Origin of the sequence: Christiangramia marina (assembly GCF_048285865.1) — a bacterium.
Classification (GTDB): Bacteria; Bacteroidota; Bacteroidia; order Flavobacteriales; family Flavobacteriaceae; genus Christiangramia; species Christiangramia marina.
Genome location: NZ_JBLVTK010000001.1, coordinates 332,324 through 354,174 on the forward strand (window position 1 = coordinate 332,324; position 21,851 = coordinate 354,174).

Genomic DNA, 21,851 nt, shown 5'->3' on the forward strand with positions numbered 1-21,851 from the left:
TTTTCGCGATTTTAAAGAACAAAACGCTTTTTATCATAGCGTTTATTGCGGAGGCAAATTTAAAACAAATCTTATAACAGCAAAGAATTATTTAAGAAAAAAGCTGACTCAAAACTAATTCTTTCCAGCCACGATGCTTACCTCTTCATTATCAGCAATGAGGAATTGAACAACTTTCACTCAATTCGTTCATCAGCAATAATTAACTGCCATACTTAAAGTGCAACACTTAAAAATTTTTACTGCTTACTGAGCATTCTCTTGATCTCATTAAGCTTCATCAAGGCTTCTACAGGCGTTAGTGTATCTATATCGATTCCCAATAGCTCCTGCTTCAAATCTTCCAGTAATGGATCATCAAGATTGAAAAAACTAAGCTGCATTTCCTCTTCCGCAGAGCTTTTCATTACCGCACCAGAATCTTCCATCGAGTGAGAAGCTTCCAGTTTCGCAAGAATTTTGTTTGCTCGATGTAACACCATTTGCGGCATTCCTGCCATCTTTGCGACATGTATCCCGAAACTATGTTCACTACCTCCGGGCACAAGCTTCCGAAGAAACAGCACATTATCCTTTAATTCCTTGACCGATACATTATAATTCTTAATCCTCATAAAGGTTTCACACATCTCGTTCAGCTCATGGTAATGTGTAGCGAACAATGTTTTTGGCCGGGCCGGATGTTCGTGCAAATACTCGCTAATCGCCCAGGCGATACTAATCCCGTCATAGGTGCTGGTTCCTCTTCCAATTTCATCAAGCAGCACAAGGCTTCTTTCAGAAATATTATTCAAAATACTCGCAGTTTCATTCATTTCTACCATAAAAGTAGATTCTCCCATCGAAATATTATCGCTCGCTCCTACCCGGGTAAAGATCTTATCCACCAAACCAATTTCTGCAGCTTTCGCGGGTACAAAACTTCCCATTTGAGCCATAAGAACGATCAACGCAGTTTGTCGTAAAATAGCCGATTTACCACTCATGTTTGGACCAGTGATCATAATGATTTGCTGATCCTCTCGATCAAGATTAACATTGTTAGTCACGTAAACTTCTCCAGATGGTAACTGCTTCTCGATCACTGGGTGCCTTCCTTCTTCGATCGCCAGTGCATGACTATCGGTGATAGACGGTCGGGAATAATTCTCCAGTTTCGCCAGTTGAGCAAACGAAGCAAGACAATCCAGTCGTGCGATTAACTTTGCATTTCGCTGTACTGGATCAATATATTCAGCCATCCAGGAGATCAGTTTTGAGAATAATTCCTGTTCAAGTTGCTGGATCTTCTCCTCTGCTCCCAGAATCTTAGATTCGTATTCCTTAAGTTCTTCCGTTATATAACGTTCAGCGTTTACGAGGGTTTGCTTTCTATTCCAGGTCTCCGGCACCTTGTCTTTATGTGTATTTCTAACTTCGATATAATAACCGTACACGTTGTTCTTCCCGATCTTTAAGGATGTGATGCCTGTTTCCTGTGTTTCACGCTTGATCATGTTATCCAGGTAGTCCTTTCCAGAAAAAGCGATGGCTCGCAAGTCATCTAATTCTGAAGAAAAACCTTTTGCGATCACATTTCCTTTCTGAACATTGACCGGTGCTTCTTCCGTTATACTTTCAGAAATCTTGCTACGCAACAGATCGCAGCTATTTAAAGTATCCCCAATAACCCTGATCGCTTCATTATCGCATTCCAGAGAGAGTTCTTTAATTGGAATGATAGCATTCAGCGAATGCCTTAGCTGGTTCACTTCACGCGGACTGATCTTCTGAGTAGCAACCTTGCTAATAAGACGTTCCAAATCGCTCATTTCTCTCAATTGCTCCTGAATTCTTTCCAACCTGTCTGGATTCTTCAGTAGAAAATCTACTACTTCCAGTCGTTGTTCTATAAGGTTCGCATCCTTGAGTGGAAGTGCCAGCCAGCGTTTTAAAAGTCGGCCGCCCATTGGTGAGATCGTTTTATCGATCACATCAAGTAAGGTCACAGCATTTGCCGCATTGGAATGATACAATTCCAGGTTCCTGATGGTAAACCTGTCCATCCATACGTACTGCTCCTCCGCGATTCGGTTTAAAGAAACGATATGTTGAAGCCTATGATGCCTGGTTTCTCCAAGGTAATAGAGCACCGCCCCAGAAGCTACAATACCCTCCTCAAGATGATCTACACCAAAACCTTTCAACGATTTTGTTCCGAAGTGATCGTTGAGAGTTTCATGAGCATAGTCACTTTTAAAGATCCAGTCGTCGAGAAAGAAACAATGATGATCCTTACCAAAAGCCGATGTAAAATCCTTCTTATACTTCTTCTGAACAAGAATTTCACTAGGTGAAAAGTTCTGAAGTAGTTTATCAATATATTCCTGATTTCCCTGTGCGCATAAAAATTCACCCGTAGAAATATCCAGAAAAGAAATTCCCAGGTTTTTCTTTCCGAAGTGAACGGCACAAAGAAAATTATTCGATTTACTGCTTAATATATCGTCGTTAAACGCAACCCCGGGAGTAACCAGTTCGGTCACGCCTCTTTTAACGATCGTTTTAGTCATTTTCGGGTCCTCTAACTGATCGCAAATCGCAACTCGCTGACCTGCTCTGACTAATTTTGGCAAATAGGTATTGAGTGAATGATGAGGAAAGCCCGCCAGCTCCGTGCGCTCACCACCATTATTACGATTGGTAAGTACGATATTGAGAATTCGCGCAGCCTTTACTGCATCCTCCCCAAAAGTTTCATAAAAATCCCCAACCCTGAAAAGCAGCATGGCATCAGGATATTTCAGCTTAATGCTATTGTACTGTTTCATTAAAGGGGTCACCTTCTGCGATTTCTTCTCTGCCAATTTTCCGGGATTTTATGGAATGCTAATGTAAAGATTCAGGACTTTGCCCGAAAATTTAATCTAAAATTTCGACAAGAAGCGTCAGAAGAAATAGTGCTGACCATAGAATAGTTCTGGCCCAATTTCTGGAAACCAGTTTCCCGGTGATATGCTCGCAACTTTCAGATGGTTTGATCGAATTATGTAAAGGCACAAAAATAAGAAAGGTCAGCAGCCATAATGCTACTATAAACAGTAAGCTCGTAATCTCATAAACACCCTGATGTAGGAAAAATTGCCAACCCGCAACGATCAATTGTAAGATCATTAAAGGTCCCACGATCACCCCAATTCTTCCGGTGTATTTTTTATGCCAGTCACCAAGTTCATTCTGCCCGTAATGACAAAGTCCAGGATATATAACCAGTTGCACGATCCAGATCAGGATCATAAGTCCGAAATCAAGCAAAAGTCTTTTCGTATGTAATTCCAATAGCAAAATTTAGTAGAAAGTTAGCAAAATGATCTGTTGATTGCAGTCTTAAACATCGAAGGCGTAATACTAGAATTATTAAAATTACATCGCACATAACTTTAGTGCGACTCACTACTGTCTAGGGAATTCTAAAATGAGTATCCTACATTTAAAAATAGACCATGGTCGATGGCCGGAGTGACTTCAGTAAAGAAAAAAGAATCTTTTACTTTTATTTTCACCCCAGCTCCAAAATTTATAACTGGGACAGGGTAGATATTTGTGTCAATACCGGTGTCTTCACCGTTGGAATATGTATAAGCCTTATCCATAAATATAGCAACACCGGGAGCTCCGTAAAAATATGGCCTAAAAGTACCGGAATTGGTTTGATATTTAATTCCATACGGCAAAATGCTTAAAACATGCCTGAAATAATTTGCAGTTCCTGTACCTTCCGTAGAATAATTTCGTTCTTGATCCGCCCAGGCATTATAGGTAATCCCTCTGATTATGAACAATTTTCTGGTTTTATCAATTTGTTGTTTGTTGCGATAAAGAGCAAATCTTAATGCGTAATCTCCTGCTGTATTTGTAAAGCCAACACTTAAATCATAAGAAATCTCTATTGGCTCCTCGTATTTCTTATTGACGAATGAATCTTGATATTGCTGGTTATATTTCTCAAGGTTCGCTAAGATATCTTTCTCTGTAAATTTCAACTTCTCTTCAAAAGATGGTGATTTCGATTCCTTCAAAACTTTCAACTGTCCAAGATAGCGTTTGTTACTGAAATTGTAAGTTGAATACTCATGTTCATATTCTTCAGATTTAGGATAGATAAGATAGGAATTCTTATTTGTACTATTATTTACTAAATAGAAATTAGGTTTACTTTGACCATCTATCCTATGTAGGTAAAGATCTATTTTACCTTCCAGGACCCTTTTGAAAAATTTAGTTTTTTCTTCGCCATTGGGTAATTTAATTTTGATAGATTCAAAGTATCTACCATTATCAAAATTGAAACTTTTCACATTTTCTGGCCCAAAGTTCTGCACTACTGAACTCGCGTTGCTTTTCAATTCAAAACCTGAAACTAATTCTTGATCGGTCTGGTATAAAATTAAGCCTTCAATTGTATCATTGGTGGAAGTTATAATCTCTCCAAATTTGAATTCCTCTTGTGCTACTAAAGGTTGAATGCAAAGGAATAGTCCCATTAAAACAAGCGAACAATATTTTCCCATTTAGCTCCGTATTTTAAATTAAAAAAGCCCGAAACTACTATAAATCACTGGCATTAAGGATAATTGAGAGTATTATTTTTGTTATTGTTCTGGATGGAAATAATCGATACCTATTGATAACCCGCAGCCTGCAAATTAAACAACTCAGCATATAATTTATCATTCGCCATCAACTCTTGGTGAGTTCCAATTTCTTCTACCTGACCGTCTTTTAAAACCATAATTCGATCTGCGATACGCACGGTACTAAATCTATGCGAAATGATCACCGCAGTTTTACCCTGAGTTAATTGAATAAAGCGCTGGAATGCTTCGGTTTCTGCACGGGCATCGAGAGCCGAAGTTGGTTCGTCAAGGATCAGCACCTCTGCATCTTTCATATAAGCCCGGGCGATCGCAATCTTTTGCCACTGACCCCCAGAAAGATCCTTCCCGTTCTTAAATCTTTTCCCAAGCTGCTGTGCATATCCAAGCGGTAATTCTGAAACTACTTCCTGCGCCAGACTTTTCTGAGCAGCACTATCTATTCGGGATTGATTACCTATTTCTCTAATTTCACCCATAGCAATATTCTCACGTAGCGTCAATTCAAATTTCACAAAATCCTGAAAGATCACGCCAAAATATTGCTGATACGCCGCCTGGTTATACTTTTGAATTGGAACGTGATCAAGTAAGATCTCCCCTTCCGTAGGTTCATAAAATTGTAGAAGCAGTTTGATCAAAGTTGTTTTACCAGCTCCGTTCTCACCAACAAAGGCTAGTTTTTCTCCCGCTCTTAAGTGAAAATTGATATTTCTAACCACCCATTTTTCAGACTTTGGATATTTAAACCCAACATTTTTGAACTCGAAACCATGTTTGATCTCTTTTGGTAACTCAAGCTTTTCTTCTGAATTTTCATTGCTAAAGGACAGATCCAGGAATTCGAAATAATCCTGAAGATAAAGAGCACTCTCGGTAATTTGAGTAAAGCGGGTGAAGAAACCCTGTAGTTTAGATCGCAATCTATTGAAGGATCCAGATAAGAATGTCAGGTCACCAATACTGAAGATCCCGGCAACGGTTCTAAAGATGATAAAAACATAAGCACCATAATAGGCTCCTGTTCCAACAATATTAAAAACTGAACCCCAACCAGCTCTTTGCTTCGCCAGGCTCTTACTTTGCTTATAATATTTGGCTGATAGATTCTGAAATCTTCCCGCAAGGTAATCTGAGAGCCCGAACAACTTCACCTCTTTTGCAGTAACATCACTGGCACCCGCATAGCGCAGGTAATCAAGTTCCCGTCTTTCCTGGGTCCAGCTACGGGCCAGAGAATAGCTTGTTCCGCTAAACTTGATCTCGTTGATGATGGTAGGAATGATCGAAACGATCAAAAGAATGATTAACCACGGCTCGAAAGCAACAACCCCGGCAAGTAAAGAGATAATCACAATGACATCCTCACCCTGGGTTAAAATATTAGACATTAATCCTACTCTTCCCGTGGTTTGCTGCCGCGCTCTTTCCAGTTTATCATAAAATTCAGAATCTTCAAGCTGATCCAGATTAAGCTCTGAAGTTTTTTTTATTATTCTTACCGATGTATCAATAGAGTACTGATCGCCTAAAAGTGCGTCACTTAAGCTAATCCCACGACTTAACAGATCTGAAAGTATAGCCAGTCCAAATTCTGCCGCCACCAGCATCCATAATCTATCCAGGTCTTTTAGTTCATTGCCTATTTGCAGGATCACTTCATCAATGATCAATTTTCCCAGCAAAAGCATGATCACCGGTAACACCGCATTTAAAACACGACCAAAAATATTGGCATAAAAAAGTGATGGATTCACTTTCCTTATTTCTTTAAAAAATCTGGGAACGAATTTTAGAGAGGCAAAACTCTCTCTAAAATTGATCTTATTGGCTTCTAAGGTCTTTTTTCTTCTTGGCAAATTCTAATTTTTGGATGCCTTGCAATTTAAGCGAAAGCGATAAAAAATGAGCTGCTTAGGTCGTAATTACAACTTAATCCTAACAGTTGTACAAGCTGCGAAATTGGATAGCCCTATTTGCTTCTGAAGTTTTGCTATTTTTGCCAGCATGGCCAACAGGAAACTTAAAAATGCAGAACTGGACCGGAAAACGGTTTCAGAATTTAAAGAGGCAACCAAGACTCCCATTATCATCGTTCTGGACAATATTAGAAGTCTGAATAATATTGGATCGGTTTTTAGAACTGCCGATGCATTCTTGATCGAAAAGATCTATTTATGCGGGATTACTGCCAGACCACCACACAAGGATATCCAAAAAACTGCTCTGGGTGCCACGGAAACTGTCGCATGGGAATATGTGGAAGATACTCTTGAGCTTGTCACAAAACTTCAGCAGGAAGGAAAAAAGGTCTACGCTATAGAACAGGCCGAAGATGCTGTGATGCTGAATAAATTTGAACCTTTGAAGGATCAGACTTCCGCAGTGATATTCGGGAATGAAGTAAAAGGTGTGCAACAGGAAGTAGTAACTGCCAGTGACGCGGTTATTGAAATACCTCAACTGGGTAGCAAACATTCTCTAAACATATCAGTAAGCACTGGAGTCGTGTTGTGGGACCTTTTCTCGAAATTACAGCGATAAACTAGTTTACAGCTTTATCGATTTCGGCCAGAAGCTTTAAATAATCCTGCCGGTTCGCCACGAAATCCAGGTCTGAAATATCGATGATCTGAACCTTCATGTTACTTTGAGACTTGATAAAGTTCAGGTAACTCTTATTAATCTCGATCAAATACTCCGGTTGAATATTCTGCTCATAATCCCTGCCTCTTTTCTTGATATTCTGAAGCAACCTGTCTGTATTTTGATACAAATAGATATAAAGTTCCGGCTTCACCAACTCCTTATACATTAGATGAAACAACTTGTGATACAGTGAATATTCATCTTCATGAAGTGTTATTCTTGCAAAAATAAGCGACTTGAACACGTCATAATCTGAGATGATAAAATCCTTAAATAGATCGTACTGCGCCAGGTCATCTGAGAGTTGCTGATACCTGTCTGCCAGGAAAGACATTTCCAATGAAAATGCGTAGCGATCCTTATCCTCGTAAAACTTAGGTAAAAATGGATTGTCCTTAAAGCGTTCGAGAATCAGTTTTGCATTAAAATCTTCGGAAACCATCGTGGAAAAACTGGTTTTACCGGCACCAATATTTCCCTCTACCGCGATATAATTACAACCAGGAAAATTATACTTCTTACCCGGAATATTTAATTTCTCTGAAACCTTATTGATTTCTGAAGTATCACTGGTATCTGCCAGTAGATCGCGATAAGATTTTTTAATAACCGGGTGAATTTCCTTTGCCGCAATATCCTGAAGCGGTAGTAAAACGAATTTTCTATCTGGAATTCCGGGATGCGGGATCTGCAAGTTTTCGACCTGAATGCTCTCATCTTCAAAAATTAGAAGATCCAGATCAATTACCCGGTTTTGATAGACACCAGAATTATTTCTCTCTCGCCCCAGCTCATTTTCTATTGCCTGTAAATTTTTTAGAATTTGCTGTGCATCCAGCCTTGTTTCGATCTTCGTACAAGCATTGAAAAATGAATTTCCTTCAAATCCCCAGGCCGGAGTTTCGTAAATACCTGAAACCTCCCGAACCCAACCAATATTTTCATGAATTTGATCAAGTGCAGTTTGCAAATAACCTAGACGGTCGCCAAGGTTACTACCTAAGGCCAATAGTACTGTTTTAGGGGAATTCAAAACGGATTAAGAAAATTTTAATAGGTAGCTTCAAATAATTTCACAGCAAATTAAGCAAAACAAAAGCACATACTCTTAATTTTGCAGCAAGACTTAATAAAAAAATTTGAGTAAACTTTCCCGGAAAAAGAAGCACAGGGCTTTACAAATTTATATGATCCTGAGCGCGTTGTTCATTACCTCTCTGGTAGTCTCCAACCTGATCTTTCAAAAGTTTTTTTACTGGGATTTCTTCGGAATATACACTTTTGAGATTTCCGTAGGAATTTTACCATATCCAATCACTTTTTTGATCACCGATACTATTAGCGAAATCTATGGAAAAAAGAAGGCCAACCAGGTAGTAACTACTGGCATCTTTGCCTCGGTTTTTTCCTTATTTATTATTTATATCGCAGATTATGTACCTGCTACCAACTGGTCACCTATTGGTAACGAAATTTTTGGACGGGTCTTTGGAGCTACAGCCATTGCGGTTTTTGCCAGCATGGTTGCCTATTTACTGGCTCAGTATGTGGACATTCAGTTATTTCATTTCTGGAAGAAACTTACACGTGGGAAACATCTCTGGCTAAGAAACAATTTCTCTACCTTCCTCTCCCAGTTCGTAGATACATTCTCGGTCCTATTCCTGCTCTGTACATTTAATAAAATTTCATGGGAACTCTTTGGCGGACTTTTATTGAGTGGATTTCTTTTTAAAGTTTTGATCGCTGCGATAGACACACCATTTTTGTATGCTGCGGTTTTCGCCTTCAGAAAATATTTTAAGCTGAAGCCTACGGAAGAAATACAATTTGATCAACCTACTCTCGAATAGCATAGCTGTTCTAAAATATAGAATTATGAAAAAAGCATTTAAAATAATTGGATTTACACTACTCACGATCATCATCTTATTAGTGATTGCACCTTTTGTATTTGAATCTCAGCTGAAGGATCTCGTGAGGAAGACTTTGAACGAGAACATGGATGCTCAGGTAGATTTTGAAGATATTAACCTTAGTATGGTTCGAAATTTTCCGGATGCCACTCTGGTGATCGAGGATCTTAGCATTATAAATAATGAACCTTTTAAAGGAGATACCCTGGCACTTAGTGAGGAGATCATTCTGGAAATGTCTGTCAAGGAACTTTTTAAGAGTAGTTCTGAACCTAAAAAAGTAGATCAGATAAAGATCAATAACGCATATCTGAATATCAAAGTGGACTCGCTGGGGCAAGCTAATTATGATATTGCTATTGAAGATACCACGGCAACCGCCGGAGATTCGACCACTACAGGCTTCAGCCTAGACCTGAAGCACTACGAAATTAACAATACTAGGATCAAGTATAAGGATGAGTCGGCTAAGATCGCTCTGGATGTTGAAAACCTGAATCATGAAGGTAATGGCGATTTCTCTCTTGCTACTTCTGAACTGGAAACCTATTCCGAAGCGCTGGTAAGCCTCGATTATGACGGAGTAAATTATCTGAATCAGAATTCTGTTAGCCTTGATGCTGTGTTGGAAATGGACCTGGAGAACATGCGCTATACGTTTCTTGAAAACGAAGCCATGGTGAACCAGTTACCATTAACCTTTGATGGTTATGTACAGGTAAATGAAAATGATACGGAGATGGACCTGAGTTTCAAAACTCCTTCTTCAGATTTCAAAAATTTCCTGGCGGTGATTCCGCAAACTTACGCGCAGAATATTGAAAACGTGGAGACCAACGGAGACTTTATCGTTGACGGTAGAATCTTCGGAAAAGCTGACGATACTTATATTCCGAAGTTGAACGTGAAAATATCTTCCAGTAACGCTTCTTTCAAATATCCAGAACTGCCTAAAAGTGTTCAGGATATCAATCTGGATATGGTGATTCTTAATGACACGGGAATTGCAGAAGACACCTATATCGATATCAATACGGCTACCTTCAGAATAGATGAAGATCAATTTTCTGCCAATGGAAAAGTGAGCAATCTTACTGAAAATATGCTGGTAAGTCTAGCCTTAAAGGGAAGTATAAATCTGGCTAACCTCAACAAAGCCTATCCGCTGGAGCTTGAACAGGATCTAAATGGAAGGCTTACTGCAGATGTACAGACCAGTTTCGATATGAATTCTATTGAAAAAGAACAATATCAAAATGTACAAAGTAAGGGAACGGCTTCTATTTCAAACTTTAGTTATGCCTCTCCTGAAATTCCAAACAAGATCAATATTTCCAATGCAAATATGAGTTTTAACCAGGGGAATGTAAGTGTTCCTGAATTGAAGCTTACCACCGGAAAAACCGATCTTACTGCGAATGGAACCATTCAAAACCTGATTGGATTTCTGTTTACAGATCAGCAGCTAAAAGGTAATTTTAAAGCTAGATCTAATGTGTTTTCTGTAAATGATTTCATGTTAGCTGAAACTGAAGAGGTTACAACTACCACGGAGGATGGTGCACAAAAGACAGAAAGCAAGACTACCGGAAAGGAAGCCGTAAAGATCCCTTCTTTTCTGGATATTCAGTTACAATTTGATGCTAATACGGTTTTTTATGATAATCTGGAATTAAAGAATGTAACTGGATTATTGATTATCAAAGATGAATCTGCCAGATTGCAGAACGTGTCCACCAATATCTTTAATGGTAGTATTGGTGCCAATGGATTTGTATCCACAAAAAACCCTACTCCTACTTTCGAGATGAACCTCGATCTTAATTCATTGGATATCGCGTCCTCTTTTAACGGACTTGAACTTATGCAGAATCTTGCTCCACTGGCAAAAGCCATGAAAGGAAAAGTACAGTCCAAAGTAAATTTAAAGGGTAACCTGAATGAGGATCTTACCCCGCAACTTACCAGCCTTGTGGGTGATGCGCTTGCAGAGTTACTTACTGCAGAACTCGACCCGCAACAAGCAGCATTATTGTCAAAACTTGATAGTCAGCTTGGTTTCATCAATTTCGATAAGATCGATCTTTCCAACCTCAAGACGAAACTTTCATTTAATGATGGGCAGGTAGCTATTGCACCATTTGATTTTGACATTAAAGGAGTAAAGTTCCAGGTTAGTGGTACTCATGGTTTCGATATGAATATGAACTATGACCTGAAGCTGGACATTCCGGCAAAATATCTTGGGAATGATGTTGGCGGAACACTGGGAAAACTGAGTGGTGAGGACTTCTCCAATATGATGGTTGCACTACCCGTTGGAATCACCGGAAGTTTTCAGAATCCAAAGATCAATTTAAATATGCAGCAGGCGGTGAACAGTCTTACCCAGAAGGTGGTTGAAAAACAAAAAGGCAAGCTGGAAGATAAGGCTGTAGACGCGATCAATGATATCCTTCAGGGGAAACGTGATCCCAAAAAACCTTTCAGTAAAAATGATACAACTGCTGTAAAACAGGACAGCATCGCTCAAAGTAAAACGACTAAATCTGATAGTATTCAGAAATCACAGAAGGAGCAGGTTCAGAATGCTGCAAAGAATATTCTGGGTGGCATCCTTAAGAATAACAAAAAGAAAACCGATACCACTATTAAAAACAATTAGAAACAAAAAAGCAGAACCTTCCGGTTCTGCTTTTTTTTGATTTGTATCTAAAATTACAGCACTACTTTGATCTCGACTACGTGACCTTCGTGCCCTCTTACATTAAATGCAGTTCCATCATCAAAGATGAGGTACTGACCTTTGATCCCGCGTAATAAGCCTTCATAAAACGGACTCTTACTCAAATTCAGGGTTTTTACTTTTTCAGGGTATTTCTCTACTGGAAATTTGATTTCAGTCTCCTTGTTACTGGCGAGATAATAATCACGCGCTTCATCTGGAATGAATTGCTTCAGTTTATCTCTTTCAGCATGAAGATCCAGATCAAGCACATCATTCGTTAGCATCTTCCTCCAGTTGGTTTTATCAGCTACATGATTCTTTAAGGCAACCTCCGTAATACCGGCAAGGTAACGATTGGGAACCTCCACAATTTCGATCGCTTCATGCGCACCCTGATCGATCCATCTTGTAGGCACCTGGGTTTTGCGCGTCACCCCAACTTTTACATCACTTGAATTTGCCAGGTAGACGATATGCGGTTGCAGCTGCGATCTCTTTTCATACTCCAGATCACGATCTTCCTCATCTAAATGCGCTTTACTTTTCTCCGGGCTAATCACCCATTCCCCAGCCTGCGGTATAGAGCTGAAACAATCATAACATAGACCCTGTCTGAAAATTTTCTTCTGAAGCCCACAGTTTAAACACTCATATTTGAGAAAATTGATACTTATTTTCTTGCCTATCAATTGATTCATATGAATGAAATCATCCTTCCAGACTAAATAATACTGTACTGTATCGCTAAGTTCGGTTCTCATTTTGGTAAGGACACCGCTATAGATCATTGAATTTTATTTTTAAGACTAAACTATTTTTTTGCAGGCTTCAAAGAATCCGTTATTTTTAACCAGATAACGTCACGCCGGCAAAACAAGGCTTAAAGATAGAAATAAATAATGCCAATTCCATTAGTCAACTCCATTGCTTCTTGGTTCTTAAAGAAGAGAATTCATCAAATGGAATTGTTCATTAAGTATCCTCATGAGGTACAGCAAGAGCTGCTTCGAAACCTCATTACCAAAGCAAAGAATACTGAAGTCGGAAAGCGCTACCATTTTTCTGAGATCAATAATTACCAGAAATTCAGGGAACGTGTTCCTATTCAGAAATATGAAGATATAGAAAGTGATATTGAGCGAAGCCGTAAAGGTGAACATAATATTTTCTGGCCGGGAGCTATTCGATGGTTTGCAAAATCAAGCGGTACGACCAATGCAAAAAGTAAATTTATTCCCGTTAGTCAGGATTCACTGGAAGCCTGCCATTACGCTGCCGGGAAAGACCTCATCTGTATCTACCTGAATAACAATCCTAGTTCACAGATGTTTACCGGTAAAAGTTTGCGTCTGGGAGGAAGCAAGGAACTTTACCAGGAAAATGGAACCAGCTACGGAGATCTTTCTGCCATTCTTATAGATAATATGCCTTTCTGGGCAGAGTTTAGCAGCACACCAAGTAATGAAGTTTCGTTGATGCATGATTGGGAAACCAAAATGCAGGCAATTGTAAACGAAACCATTAAGGAACGGGTGACCAGTCTTGCCGGTGTTCCTAGTTGGATGCTGGTTTTACTGAATAATGTACTGCAAAGTACCGGCAAGGAAAACGTATTTGAAGTCTGGCCTCACCTGGAAGCCTATTTTCATGGCGGAGTAAGTTTCGAGCCCTATGCTTCCCAGTACCAGAAAATATTACCGAAGGAAGATTTCAGGTTCTATGAGATCTACAATGCTTCTGAGGGCTTTTTCGCCTGTCAGGATCTTAACGATTCCAAAGAAATGCTCCTCATGCTGGATTATGGGATATTCTATGAATTTATCCCTATGGATAGCTACGGCTCTGCCCTGGAACACGCGATCCCGCTTGATGAAGTGCAAATAGGCGTGAACTATGCCGTAGTAATCACGACAAATGCCGGCTTGTGGCGCTATAAGATTGGTGATACCATTAAGTTTACCAATACCAATCCTTACCGCATTAAAGTTACCGGAAGAACCAAGCATCATATCAACGTTTTTGGTGAAGAACTTATCATTGAAAATGCCGAATCTGCGCTCAAAAAGGTTTGCCTTTTAACAAACTGTGAGATCAAGGATTATACGGTTGCGCCAATATTTATGGAAGGCCGTGAGAAAGGTGCCCATGAATGGATGATCGAATTCAAGAACGAGCCAAAAGATTTCGATAATTTCAAGTTTCAGCTGGATCTTGCCTTGCAGGAGGTTAATAGTGATTATGAGGCAAAGAGGTATAATAATATGACCCTTAACGCGCCACTTGTACACCAGGCACGTCCTGATTTATTTTACGATTGGTTGAAAATGCACAATAAAGTTGGTGGCCAGCACAAAGTACCAAGACTTTCAAATTCCAGGACTTATCTTGAGGAATTGCTGGAATTAAGCAACTAGTCTATGGCGAGCGAGAAAGAAAAGATGCTCAGCGAGAAAGCCTATAAAGCTTCAGACAAAGATTTATTTGAAGAGCGACTGCATGCCCAGAAAACTTGTTTTGATTTCAATAATATATCTCCTGAACTAATTACGGAAAGACACGATCTAATTCGCAGAATTCTGGGTTCAGTTTCTTCAGAATTTTATATTCAGCCGCCATTTCAATGCGATTACGGCTACAATATTCACCTTGGAAACCACTTCTATTCGAATTATAATCTAACCATACTGGACTGTGCTGAAGTTAGGATAGGTGATCATGTAATGATCGCTCCAAACGTAAGTATTTTTACCGCCGGACATCCTATAGATGCAACTAAGCGAAATGAAGAATGGGAATATGCGATTCCTGTGACAATTGGTAATAATGTCTGGATAGGTGGAAATTCAGTAGTAAATCCAGGGGTGAGTATTGGTGATAATACAGTAATTGGATCTGGAAGTGTGGTAACCCGTGATATCCCTTCCAATGTGATCGCAGCAGGAAATCCATGCAAAGTGATCAGGGAGATCACTAAAGCTGATGAAGACTTCTATTTTAAGGATAGAAGATTTTAAAAAAGATCCGACAGTAATTTTACAGCCGGATCTAATATTACTAAAGTGTTTTGGCTACTTTATCTACTACCTCGATCGTTCGATCAAGATCTTCGTAACTAAGTGCATCACTTATAAACCATGTTTCATAGGCACTTGGTGCGATATAAATTCCGTTCTCCAACATCCCGTGGAAGAATTTATTAAAAGTCCCTAAGTTCGCCGACTTTGCCGCGGAAGCAAAATCTGTGACAGCATCCAGTCCAAAATGTACCGAGATCATAGAACCGTATCTATTGATTGTGAAATCGATCTCATTTTGTTTTAATACTTTTTCCATACCCTCGTGTAGGTAGGCTGTTTTCTTATCAATGCTTTTAAAGATTTCTGGATTAGAGTCCAATTCTGTTAGCATAGCTAACCCTGCAGCCATAGCCAATGGATTTCCACTCAATGTTCCGGCCTGGTACACTGGTCCAATGGGAGCAAGATGATCCATGATCTCATTTCTAGCTGCAAAAGCTCCCACAGGCAATCCACCTCCAATCACTTTTCCGAAGCAAACAATATCAGCAACAACGTTTTCCCGCTGCTGTACACCTCCGGCCGCAAGCCTGAAACCAGTCATGACCTCATCGAAAACAAGTAGAATTCCGGTTTCATCACATAGTTTTCTCAAACCTTTTAAAAATCCTTCAGCTGGTGGAATACATCCCATATTACCTGCAACCGGCTCCAGAATAATACAGGCGATCTCCTCCTTATTCGCTTCTACCAGCTCTTTTACATTTTCAAGGTCATTAAAATTAGCCAGTAAGGTGTCTTTAGCCGTTCCCTGGGTAACTCCCGGACTATTTGGTGATCCAAAGGTTACTGCGCCACTCCCCGCCTGTATCAGGAAGGAATCACTATGCCCGTGGTAACAACCTGCAAATTTGATGATCTTATCTTTTCCGGTAAAACCTCGGGCCAGTCGCACAGCACTCATACAGGCTTCAGTCCCGGAATTTACCATTCTTATTTTATCAATGTTGGGTACCATTTTAACCGCCAGTTCTGCGATCCTGGTTTCAATTTCTGTAGGCGTTCCAAAAGATGTTCCCATCCTCGCTTTTTCAACTACAGCATCTACTACCGGTTTGTGGGCGTGGCCCAGAATTAACGGACCCCATGAATTTATATAATCTATTAATTGATTATCATCCTCATCATACAAATAGGCTCCTGCGGCGCGCTTTACAAAAACAGGATCTCCTCCAACAGCTTTAAAAGCCCTCACCGGTGAATTCACCCCGCCCGGAATTACTTTTTTAGCATCTGTGAACAAGGCACTACTTCTCTTATAAATCATAACTCTATTCCTCTATTTTACATTCAGGATCTGGCCAATGGAGATGTTATTTCCGTTCAGGCCGTTCCTTCGTTTAATATCTTCAACTGTAGTATCGTATTTTTTGGAGATCGAATACAAGGTGTCTCCTTTTTGAACCACATGACTTTCGCTTGTAGTTTCAGGTTGTGCAGCATAGTTTCGAGTAGACTTTCCCCTGATTTTTTCATCAAATTTATACAGCTCATAACGCTCAATAAGATCGATCAATTTATCTGGATAGCGCCTGTCTGTCGCATAACCGGCCTTTCTTAAACCTTTGGCCCAGCCTTCATAATCATCAGCATCCAGTTCAAAAAGTTCTGAATATCTACCTCGTCCCGAAAGGAACAGGCTGTGATCCCTGTACGAATATTTTGCGTGCTTATACTTTCTAAAACATTCTCCCTTTCTATCATCATCATGGTACACTTTTTCACCATTCCAATCATGACATTTAATACCAAAGTGATTATTTGCCTGCCTGGTCAACTGCCCATTACCGGCACCAGACTCTAAAATTCCTTGTGCAAGTGTGATACTCGCCGGGATCTTATATAATTTCATTTCTTCCTGGGCAATACCGGCATAATCCCGAATATAATCCTCTATTCGATAATGGTACGAATTGCGCGGCATTTCTTCCCGCACATCATCAACGATTTCTGCTGGGGAATTTTTATTCTCTTCCCGTCGATCACTTTTCACAACATCATTTTTCCTGGTATCCACCTTTTTACGACTTCCGCAGGAAACAGCAAAAACGGCGACAATGAGCAGCAGTAAAATTCTATTCAATTTCATAGTTCGGTTATAATTTGTGGCTGCGCTATTTTTCTTAATCTCTCGTTCATTCCTTCTATTCCCTGCAGGCCTCCGGTATGAATTGCCAGGATCTTTGAACCCTTTGGAAAATAATCTTTCTGCGCAAGATCAAAAATACCAAAAAGTAATTTCCCGGTATAAACCGGATCGAGTTTGATTCCGGTTTTTCTGAAAAAATCATTCATAAACTCAATTAATTCAGCACTAGTCTTCGCGTAACCCCCAAAATGATAATCGGTATTGATGGACCAGTTCGTATTGGTGGTCATTCTCATAATTTCTTCGGAAAGGTGTTCAGATTTGAGTGCTGAGAAACCCAGTATATTTTGGTGAGAGAGAGAAGCATTAACAAGCCCGGCCATAGTGCCTCCGGTTCCTACTGAAGAACATATATAATCATATTCCCCATCGGTTTCAGAAAGAATTTCTTCACAACCTTTGATCGCCAGTTCACTTGTTCCACCTTCAGGAATGATCATCGCATCGGGAAATTGTGATTCCAATTGATTCAGAAATGCTTCAGAATCTTTATCCCGATATGCTTCTCTACTAATAAACGTTAGTTTCATTCCGCAGGAATCTGCATACTTCAATGTTGGACTCCATTTTTCTTTCTTAAATTCCAGTTCGTCCCCTCTAATGAAACCAATAGTTGAGATACCTTCCAGTTTTCCGGCTGCTGCCGTGGCTGCGATATGATTACTATGAGCACCGCCAAAAGTGAGCAAATAGTCCTTTTTCAATTCTGAAGCTTTCAATAGGGAATACTTCAGTTTTCTGAATTTGTTCCCGGACACTTCAGAATGCAAAAGATCTTCACGCTTGATATATAAAGTCACTGAATTTGAAAATTCAGCAACAAATTGATTTTCAGAAACAATAACTTCAGAAGTCTGAAAAATGGAATTCATAACTGCAAAAATAATGCATCCGCTGTAGAAGAAAGAATTAGCAATGAAATTCTAGGGACTTACTACATATAGTTAGTGAAAGCCCAGAAGGAGCGTTTTTTTAAATAATTAAGGTCGGTTTCGCGTCTATAGGCTTCCTTTTCAAAGCTAATATTTCGATAAGCCTGCATCCCATTCTTAAGTGAAGCATATCTAACAAAAAATTCCAGCGCATACCATATATAGAAGAATATCACGAGCAACTCAATTTGCTGCCGAAGGTGAATACGCTCATGGTTGATAAAATATTTGTCTTTCTTAAGATGAATATTCTCAAGTATTACAAAAGGCCAGAGGCTAATACCTTTGAATCTCCCTGATAACAGCCTTTTGTTCACGATCAAAATCATGGAATGAATATAAGAAATTGTATTTTAGCGCTATGAATTTTCAGAGAAAAAGAATCCCACTCGAGGACGGAGACTACTACCTGACCCCGGAAGGATACCGCTGTTTTACTGAGAAATATCACTTAAAACGCGGTTATTGTTGTGAAAGTGGTTGTCGTCATTGCCCTTATGGATATGATAAGAAAACAAATAAGCAGAAGTAAATTAACTGATATCCTCTATTGGCTCTTGAACTTCAATCGCCTTCTAATCAATCCTTCGGCACGATATTTGAGACTTTTAGAAGACTGAAGAATCTGAAATTTCAAGGTATTTCTCTAGAAATCTCATTTTCTACATCAGTTTACAACGAACAACTTAAATTCTAACCTATGAGATTTTTAAAAATTACTCCTCTAGTGCTGCTACTGGCACTTATCTTCAACTCGTGTAGTAGTGTGCGTGTAGCATCAGATTACGATCGGGAAGCCGATTTTAATCAGTACAAATCCTTCGCATTTTTCAAGCCAGGAATAGATAAAGCCGATATCTCTGATCTTGATAAAAAAAGAATTCTAAGAGCCATCGAGAGTGAAATGCAAAAAAATGGCTTCACAAAATCTGATAACCCAGATCTTCTAGTGAGCATTTTTACAAAAACTAACGAAAACATCAATATTTACCAGAATAACTTTGCTGGTTGGGGTTATGGATGGGGATGGAACCCATGGTATTGGGGTAGCGGATTCAACACTGTAAACAGAACTAGTGAAGGAACGCTTTACATAGACCTAATTGACTCCGAAAATAAAGAACTAGTGTGGCAGGGAATGGGAACTGCAGCATTAGCCCGGGAAGTAAATAAAAAACAGGAACGAATCAACGAGATCGTTGCCAAGATCATGGAAAAATATCCACCCGGAATGGAGAAATAAAAAATACTCAAGCCCCGATTCGGGGCTTTTTTTATGGCTAATGCTCTGCGAGGATTATGGAAATTCTATGTCAAATTTTGTACTTTTAACGCAAACGTTTTAGTAAAGGAAGATCATGCTCGATAATATTCAATCCAACGAAATTCTGGACAGGTTACCTGCCCATCTTCAGCAATATATTAAACCGCAAAATTACGAAGATTATACACCTATCAATCAGGCGGTTTGGCGATATGTGATGCGTAAGAACGTGGATTATCTTAGTAAGGTAGCCCATAGATCCTATCTTGACGGACTTAAGAAAACTGGGATTTCCATAGACAGTATTCCGAATATGTATGGAATGAACAGAATCCTCGAGGAAATAGGCTGGGCGGCAGTTGCTGTAGATGGTTTTATTCCTCCGGCAGCTTTTATGGAATTCCAGGCCTACAATGTTTTAGTGATTGCAAGTGATATTCGCCAGCTCGAACATCTTGAGTATACACCCGCGCCCGATATCATCCATGAAGGAGCAGGACATGCACCCATCATTGCCAATCCTGAATATGCAGAATACCTGAGAAGGTTTGGTGAAATTGGATGTAAAGCGATCTCCAGCTCACATGATTTTGAAGTTTACGAAGCGATTCGTGAATTATCGATCTTAAAGGAAGCTGAAAACACTTCCGAAGAAAAGATCATTGCTGTAGAAAAACGAGTGGAAGATCTTCAGAATAAAAAAGTGAATCCTAGCGAAATGTCGCAGATAAGAAATTTACACTGGTGGACGGTAGAATACGGTTTGATTGGCACTCCTGAAGATCCTAAGATCTATGGGGCAGGCTTGCTTTCCTCTATCGGAGAAAGTAAATCCTGTATGACCAGTAAAGTAAAGAAGATCCCTTACACGATCGAAGCTTCACAACAGGAGTTTGATATCACTAAACCTCAGCCACAACTCTATGTGACTCCAGATTTTGCACATCTTAGCCTCGTACTGGAAGAATTTGCAAATAAAATGGCTCTTAGACGTGGTGGACTCTCAGGAATTAAAGAATTAATTGATTCTAAAAATCTTGGAACTATAGAGTTTACGACCGGCATACAGGTATCTGGTAATTTTAGCCGGGTTCTAGAACATGAAGATCGCCCTATCTATATTCAAACCACCGGAAAAACTGCACTTTCTTACCGCGAAAAAGAGCTTGTTGGACATGGTACATCTTCTCACGCAGATGGATTTGGGTCACCAATTGGAAAACTAAAAGGTATTAATCTTGCTATTGAGGATATGAGTCCGCGGGATCTTAGAGCTTATGCAATTTACGAAGGAGAAAGAGTAAGTCTTGAATTTGAGGGCGGCATCAAGGTGGAAGGTTCGATCATTACAGGAACCAGAAACCTACAGGGCAAGATCATCATTATTAGTTTTGAAGATTGTACGGTTACTCATGGAGATGAGATCTTATTTCAACCAGATTGGGGACGATATGATATGGCGGTAGGAAAAGCAATCATTTCTGCCTTTGCCGGACCTGCAGATCATTATTCTTTTGATCTAATTACACACAACCCATCCAGTACAACCATTAAAACTCAACTAACACCAGAACGGGAAGAACTGGAGTCCTTGTACAAGGCAGTTTCGAACATTCGCCACGGGGAGAATACAAAGTTCTCATTGAACGCTGCTTTTGATATTCTGAAAAAACATCATAAGAATGACTGGTTACTGGCGATAGAGATTTATGAGCTTGCTGTCGATAATGATCAAAGTCTGGCAGATGAAGTAAAAACTTATCTTCTGGAACTTAAGAAGCGAAGACCAGAAATTGCTCATTTGATCGAGGATGGCATCAAAATGACCGAATCAAAACTTGTTAGCCCCTAAAGCTTTATCCTTTCGAGCTTCTGATTATTTTCAATGACCTGGTCCTGATACTCCAGTGACCAACCCATTGAGTTCGTTAGAATATAGATCTTTTGGAGCTCACTTATGAGTCGGTTTTTCGCATTAGTCTTAAGTCGTGATTTTTCGATCTTCTCTCGCAAACCCTTCTCTACCCTGGATTTAATCTTGTTATAATCTTCGGCTTCGAATTGATTGAGATAATCCTGAGTGACATCATAGTACTTAATATTAGGATTTATCTTGATTTCCTCCTCTGGAATACTATGTATGATAACTCGTTTATTCTCTTCGTCGATCTCGACATCAAGTTTACTTAGATCATAAGCTACGCTAACGTCGGCATTTACGATGATAAGCGCTTTTTTTCTTGCTGAAAGTACATCGAAATAGAAGCTTTTCGAGTTCTTATAAGTGAACACCTGCGAGAAAGTTCCTTCAGTAACCACGAGCTTCCCTACATTCCTGATCTGTTCCTGGATTAGTGCAGTATTTTGCTGAAGACTTTCCTTTTCATTATTGCGTTCTTCCCAGTATCGGTATCCAAATATACACAGGCCAATAAGTAGGATAACTATAAGAAGGTTCTTCATATCTAAGATCTATAAGAGAGCAAAGTATAAAAAATAGCC

19 protein-coding genes are annotated in these 21,851 nt (G+C 39.5%); 8 read left to right on the forward strand and 11 right to left on the reverse strand.

The window, feature by feature from the left end; genetic code table 11:
- Nucleotides 1-239 precede the first annotated feature (239 nt).
- The 4 genes from mutS to ACNKXS_RS01510 all read right to left on the reverse strand — a co-directional run bounded on the left by mutS (nt 240) and on the right by ACNKXS_RS01510 (nt 6,493).
- Complete coding sequence (gene mutS, locus ACNKXS_RS01495; protein WP_417920126.1) at nt 240-2,810, reverse strand: DNA mismatch repair protein MutS; 2,571 nt, start codon at nt 2,808-2,810, stop codon at nt 240-242.
- Nucleotides 2,811-2,901: 91 nt separating this feature from the next.
- The gene (locus ACNKXS_RS01500) at nt 2,902-3,318 is read right to left on the reverse strand and encodes a hypothetical protein (protein ID WP_417919332.1); all 417 of its coding nucleotides are present in this window, start codon (nt 3,316-3,318) and stop codon (nt 2,902-2,904) included.
- Nucleotides 3,319-3,449: 131 nt separating this feature from the next.
- Nucleotides 3,450-4,550 carry a hypothetical protein gene (locus tag ACNKXS_RS01505; RefSeq protein ID WP_417919333.1) on the reverse strand — a complete coding sequence of 367 codons (1,101 nt, stop codon included), beginning with the start codon at nt 4,548-4,550 and terminating at the stop codon, nt 3,450-3,452.
- A 110-nt stretch (nt 4,551-4,660) separates the two neighbouring features.
- Nucleotides 4,661-6,493, reverse strand: coding sequence for an ABC transporter ATP-binding protein (locus ACNKXS_RS01510; RefSeq protein ID WP_417919334.1), 1,833 nt, complete (start codon nt 6,491-6,493; stop codon nt 4,661-4,663).
- Between the two features lie 148 nt (nt 6,494-6,641).
- Between ACNKXS_RS01510 and ACNKXS_RS01515 the strand changes: the two genes are divergently transcribed.
- Nucleotides 6,642-7,178 carry an RNA methyltransferase gene (locus ACNKXS_RS01515; RefSeq protein ID WP_417919335.1) on the forward strand — a complete coding sequence of 179 codons (537 nt, stop codon included), beginning with the start codon at nt 6,642-6,644 and terminating at the stop codon, nt 7,176-7,178.
- A gap of 1 nt (nt 7,179) precedes the next feature.
- On the opposite strand, the gene folK is transcribed toward ACNKXS_RS01515, so the two are convergent.
- On the reverse strand, nt 7,180-8,316 hold the full coding sequence (folK, locus tag ACNKXS_RS01520) for a 2-amino-4-hydroxy-6-hydroxymethyldihydropteridine diphosphokinase (RefSeq protein WP_417919336.1): 1,137 nt from the start codon (nt 8,314-8,316) through the stop codon (nt 7,180-7,182).
- Between the two features lie 154 nt (nt 8,317-8,470).
- Between folK and ACNKXS_RS01525 the strand changes: the two genes are divergently transcribed.
- A complete protein-coding gene (locus tag ACNKXS_RS01525; protein ID WP_417920127.1) occupies nt 8,471-9,136 on the forward strand; it encodes a queuosine precursor transporter in 666 nt (221 codons plus the stop codon).
- A gap of 25 nt (nt 9,137-9,161) precedes the next feature.
- Nucleotides 9,162-11,864 carry an AsmA family protein gene (locus tag ACNKXS_RS01530; protein ID WP_417919337.1) on the forward strand — a complete coding sequence of 901 codons (2,703 nt, stop codon included), beginning with the start codon at nt 9,162-9,164 and terminating at the stop codon, nt 11,862-11,864.
- Between the two features lie 53 nt (nt 11,865-11,917).
- Here ACNKXS_RS01530 and ACNKXS_RS01535 read toward each other — a convergent pair whose 3' ends face one another.
- Entirely contained in the window at nt 11,918-12,715 is a 798-nt protein-coding gene (locus tag ACNKXS_RS01535; RefSeq protein WP_417919338.1) for a DUF2797 domain-containing protein, read from the reverse strand.
- 111 nt (nt 12,716-12,826) lie between these two features.
- Between ACNKXS_RS01535 and ACNKXS_RS01540 the strand changes: the two genes are divergently transcribed.
- Together ACNKXS_RS01540 and ACNKXS_RS01545 are read left to right on the forward strand one after the other, a co-directional pair.
- Nucleotides 12,827-14,341 (forward strand): GH3 auxin-responsive promoter family protein, encoded by a 1,515-nt coding sequence (locus ACNKXS_RS01540; protein WP_417919339.1) that lies wholly within the window; start codon nt 12,827-12,829, stop codon nt 14,339-14,341.
- Nucleotides 14,342-14,344: 3 nt separating this feature from the next.
- Nucleotides 14,345-14,941: a sugar O-acetyltransferase gene (locus ACNKXS_RS01545; RefSeq protein WP_417919340.1), complete on the forward strand. Its 597-nt coding sequence runs from the start codon at nt 14,345-14,347 to the stop codon at nt 14,939-14,941.
- A gap of 40 nt (nt 14,942-14,981) precedes the next feature.
- Here ACNKXS_RS01545 and hemL read toward each other — a convergent pair whose 3' ends face one another.
- From hemL to ACNKXS_RS01565, 4 genes are all read right to left on the reverse strand, one after another.
- A complete protein-coding gene (gene hemL, locus ACNKXS_RS01550; RefSeq protein ID WP_417919341.1) occupies nt 14,982-16,271 on the reverse strand; it encodes a glutamate-1-semialdehyde 2,1-aminomutase in 1,290 nt (429 codons plus the stop codon).
- Nucleotides 16,272-16,283: 12 nt separating this feature from the next.
- Nucleotides 16,284-17,093, reverse strand: coding sequence for a glucosaminidase domain-containing protein (locus ACNKXS_RS01555; protein WP_417919342.1), 810 nt, complete (start codon nt 17,091-17,093; stop codon nt 16,284-16,286).
- Entirely contained in the window at nt 17,090-18,025 is a 936-nt protein-coding gene (locus tag ACNKXS_RS01560) for a 1-aminocyclopropane-1-carboxylate deaminase/D-cysteine desulfhydrase (protein ID WP_417919343.1), read from the reverse strand. The genes ACNKXS_RS01555 and ACNKXS_RS01560 overlap by 4 nt, the downstream gene beginning before the upstream one ends.
- A gap of 62 nt (nt 18,026-18,087) precedes the next feature.
- Nucleotides 18,088-18,414, reverse strand: a complete 327-nt coding sequence (locus tag ACNKXS_RS01565) for a hypothetical protein (protein ID WP_417919344.1) — start codon at nt 18,412-18,414, stop codon at nt 18,088-18,090.
- Nucleotides 18,415-18,446: 32 nt separating this feature from the next.
- On the opposite strand from ACNKXS_RS01565, the gene ACNKXS_RS01570 reads away from it, so the two are divergent.
- From ACNKXS_RS01570 to ACNKXS_RS01580, 3 genes are all read left to right on the forward strand, one after another.
- Entirely contained in the window at nt 18,447-18,617 is a 171-nt protein-coding gene (locus tag ACNKXS_RS01570; protein ID WP_417919345.1) for a DUF5522 domain-containing protein, read from the forward strand.
- Nucleotides 18,618-18,785: 168 nt separating this feature from the next.
- Nucleotides 18,786-19,328 carry a DUF4136 domain-containing protein gene (locus tag ACNKXS_RS01575; RefSeq protein WP_417919346.1) on the forward strand — a complete coding sequence of 181 codons (543 nt, stop codon included), beginning with the start codon at nt 18,786-18,788 and terminating at the stop codon, nt 19,326-19,328.
- Between the two features lie 115 nt (nt 19,329-19,443).
- Entirely contained in the window at nt 19,444-21,201 is a 1,758-nt protein-coding gene (locus ACNKXS_RS01580; RefSeq protein WP_417919347.1) for an aromatic amino acid hydroxylase, read from the forward strand.
- On the opposite strand, the gene ACNKXS_RS01585 is transcribed toward ACNKXS_RS01580, so the two are convergent.
- Nucleotides 21,198-21,812 (reverse strand): DUF4230 domain-containing protein, encoded by a 615-nt coding sequence (locus ACNKXS_RS01585; RefSeq protein ID WP_417919348.1) that lies wholly within the window; start codon nt 21,810-21,812, stop codon nt 21,198-21,200. The genes ACNKXS_RS01580 and ACNKXS_RS01585 overlap by 4 nt on opposite strands.
- Nucleotides 21,813-21,851 lie beyond the last annotated feature (39 nt).

Bases quoted from the DNA above. Each gene is read 5' to 3' on its own strand.
- mutS (WP_417920126.1), bottom strand. From the start codon at position 2,810: ATGAAACAGTACAATAGCATTAAGCTGAAATATCCTGATGCCATGCTG.
- ACNKXS_RS01505 (WP_417919333.1), bottom strand. From the start codon at position 4,550: ATGGGAAAATATTGTTCGCTTGTTTTAATGGGACTATTCCTTTGCATT.
- ACNKXS_RS01515 (WP_417919335.1), top strand. From the start codon at position 6,642: ATGGCCAACAGGAAACTTAAAAATGCAGAACTGGACCGGAAAACGGTT.
- ACNKXS_RS01525 (WP_417920127.1), top strand. From the start codon at position 8,471: ATGATCCTGAGCGCGTTGTTCATTACCTCTCTGGTAGTCTCCAACCTG.
- ACNKXS_RS01530 (WP_417919337.1), top strand. From the start codon at position 9,162: ATGAAAAAAGCATTTAAAATAATTGGATTTACACTACTCACGATCATC.
- ACNKXS_RS01535 (WP_417919338.1), bottom strand. From the start codon at position 12,715: ATGATCTATAGCGGTGTCCTTACCAAAATGAGAACCGAACTTAGCGAT.
- ACNKXS_RS01540 (WP_417919339.1), top strand. From the start codon at position 12,827: ATGCCAATTCCATTAGTCAACTCCATTGCTTCTTGGTTCTTAAAGAAG.
- ACNKXS_RS01545 (WP_417919340.1), top strand. From the start codon at position 14,345: ATGGCGAGCGAGAAAGAAAAGATGCTCAGCGAGAAAGCCTATAAAGCT.
- hemL (WP_417919341.1), bottom strand. From the start codon at position 16,271: ATGATTTATAAGAGAAGTAGTGCCTTGTTCACAGATGCTAAAAAAGTA.
- ACNKXS_RS01555 (WP_417919342.1), bottom strand. From the start codon at position 17,093: ATGAAATTGAATAGAATTTTACTGCTGCTCATTGTCGCCGTTTTTGCT.
- ACNKXS_RS01560 (WP_417919343.1), bottom strand. From the start codon at position 18,025: ATGAATTCCATTTTTCAGACTTCTGAAGTTATTGTTTCTGAAAATCAA.
- ACNKXS_RS01565 (WP_417919344.1), bottom strand. From the start codon at position 18,414: ATGATTTTGATCGTGAACAAAAGGCTGTTATCAGGGAGATTCAAAGGT.
- ACNKXS_RS01570 (WP_417919345.1), top strand. From the start codon at position 18,447: ATGAATTTTCAGAGAAAAAGAATCCCACTCGAGGACGGAGACTACTAC.
- ACNKXS_RS01575 (WP_417919346.1), top strand. From the start codon at position 18,786: ATGAGATTTTTAAAAATTACTCCTCTAGTGCTGCTACTGGCACTTATC.
- ACNKXS_RS01580 (WP_417919347.1), top strand. From the start codon at position 19,444: ATGCTCGATAATATTCAATCCAACGAAATTCTGGACAGGTTACCTGCC.
- ACNKXS_RS01585 (WP_417919348.1), bottom strand. From the start codon at position 21,812: ATGAAGAACCTTCTTATAGTTATCCTACTTATTGGCCTGTGTATATTT.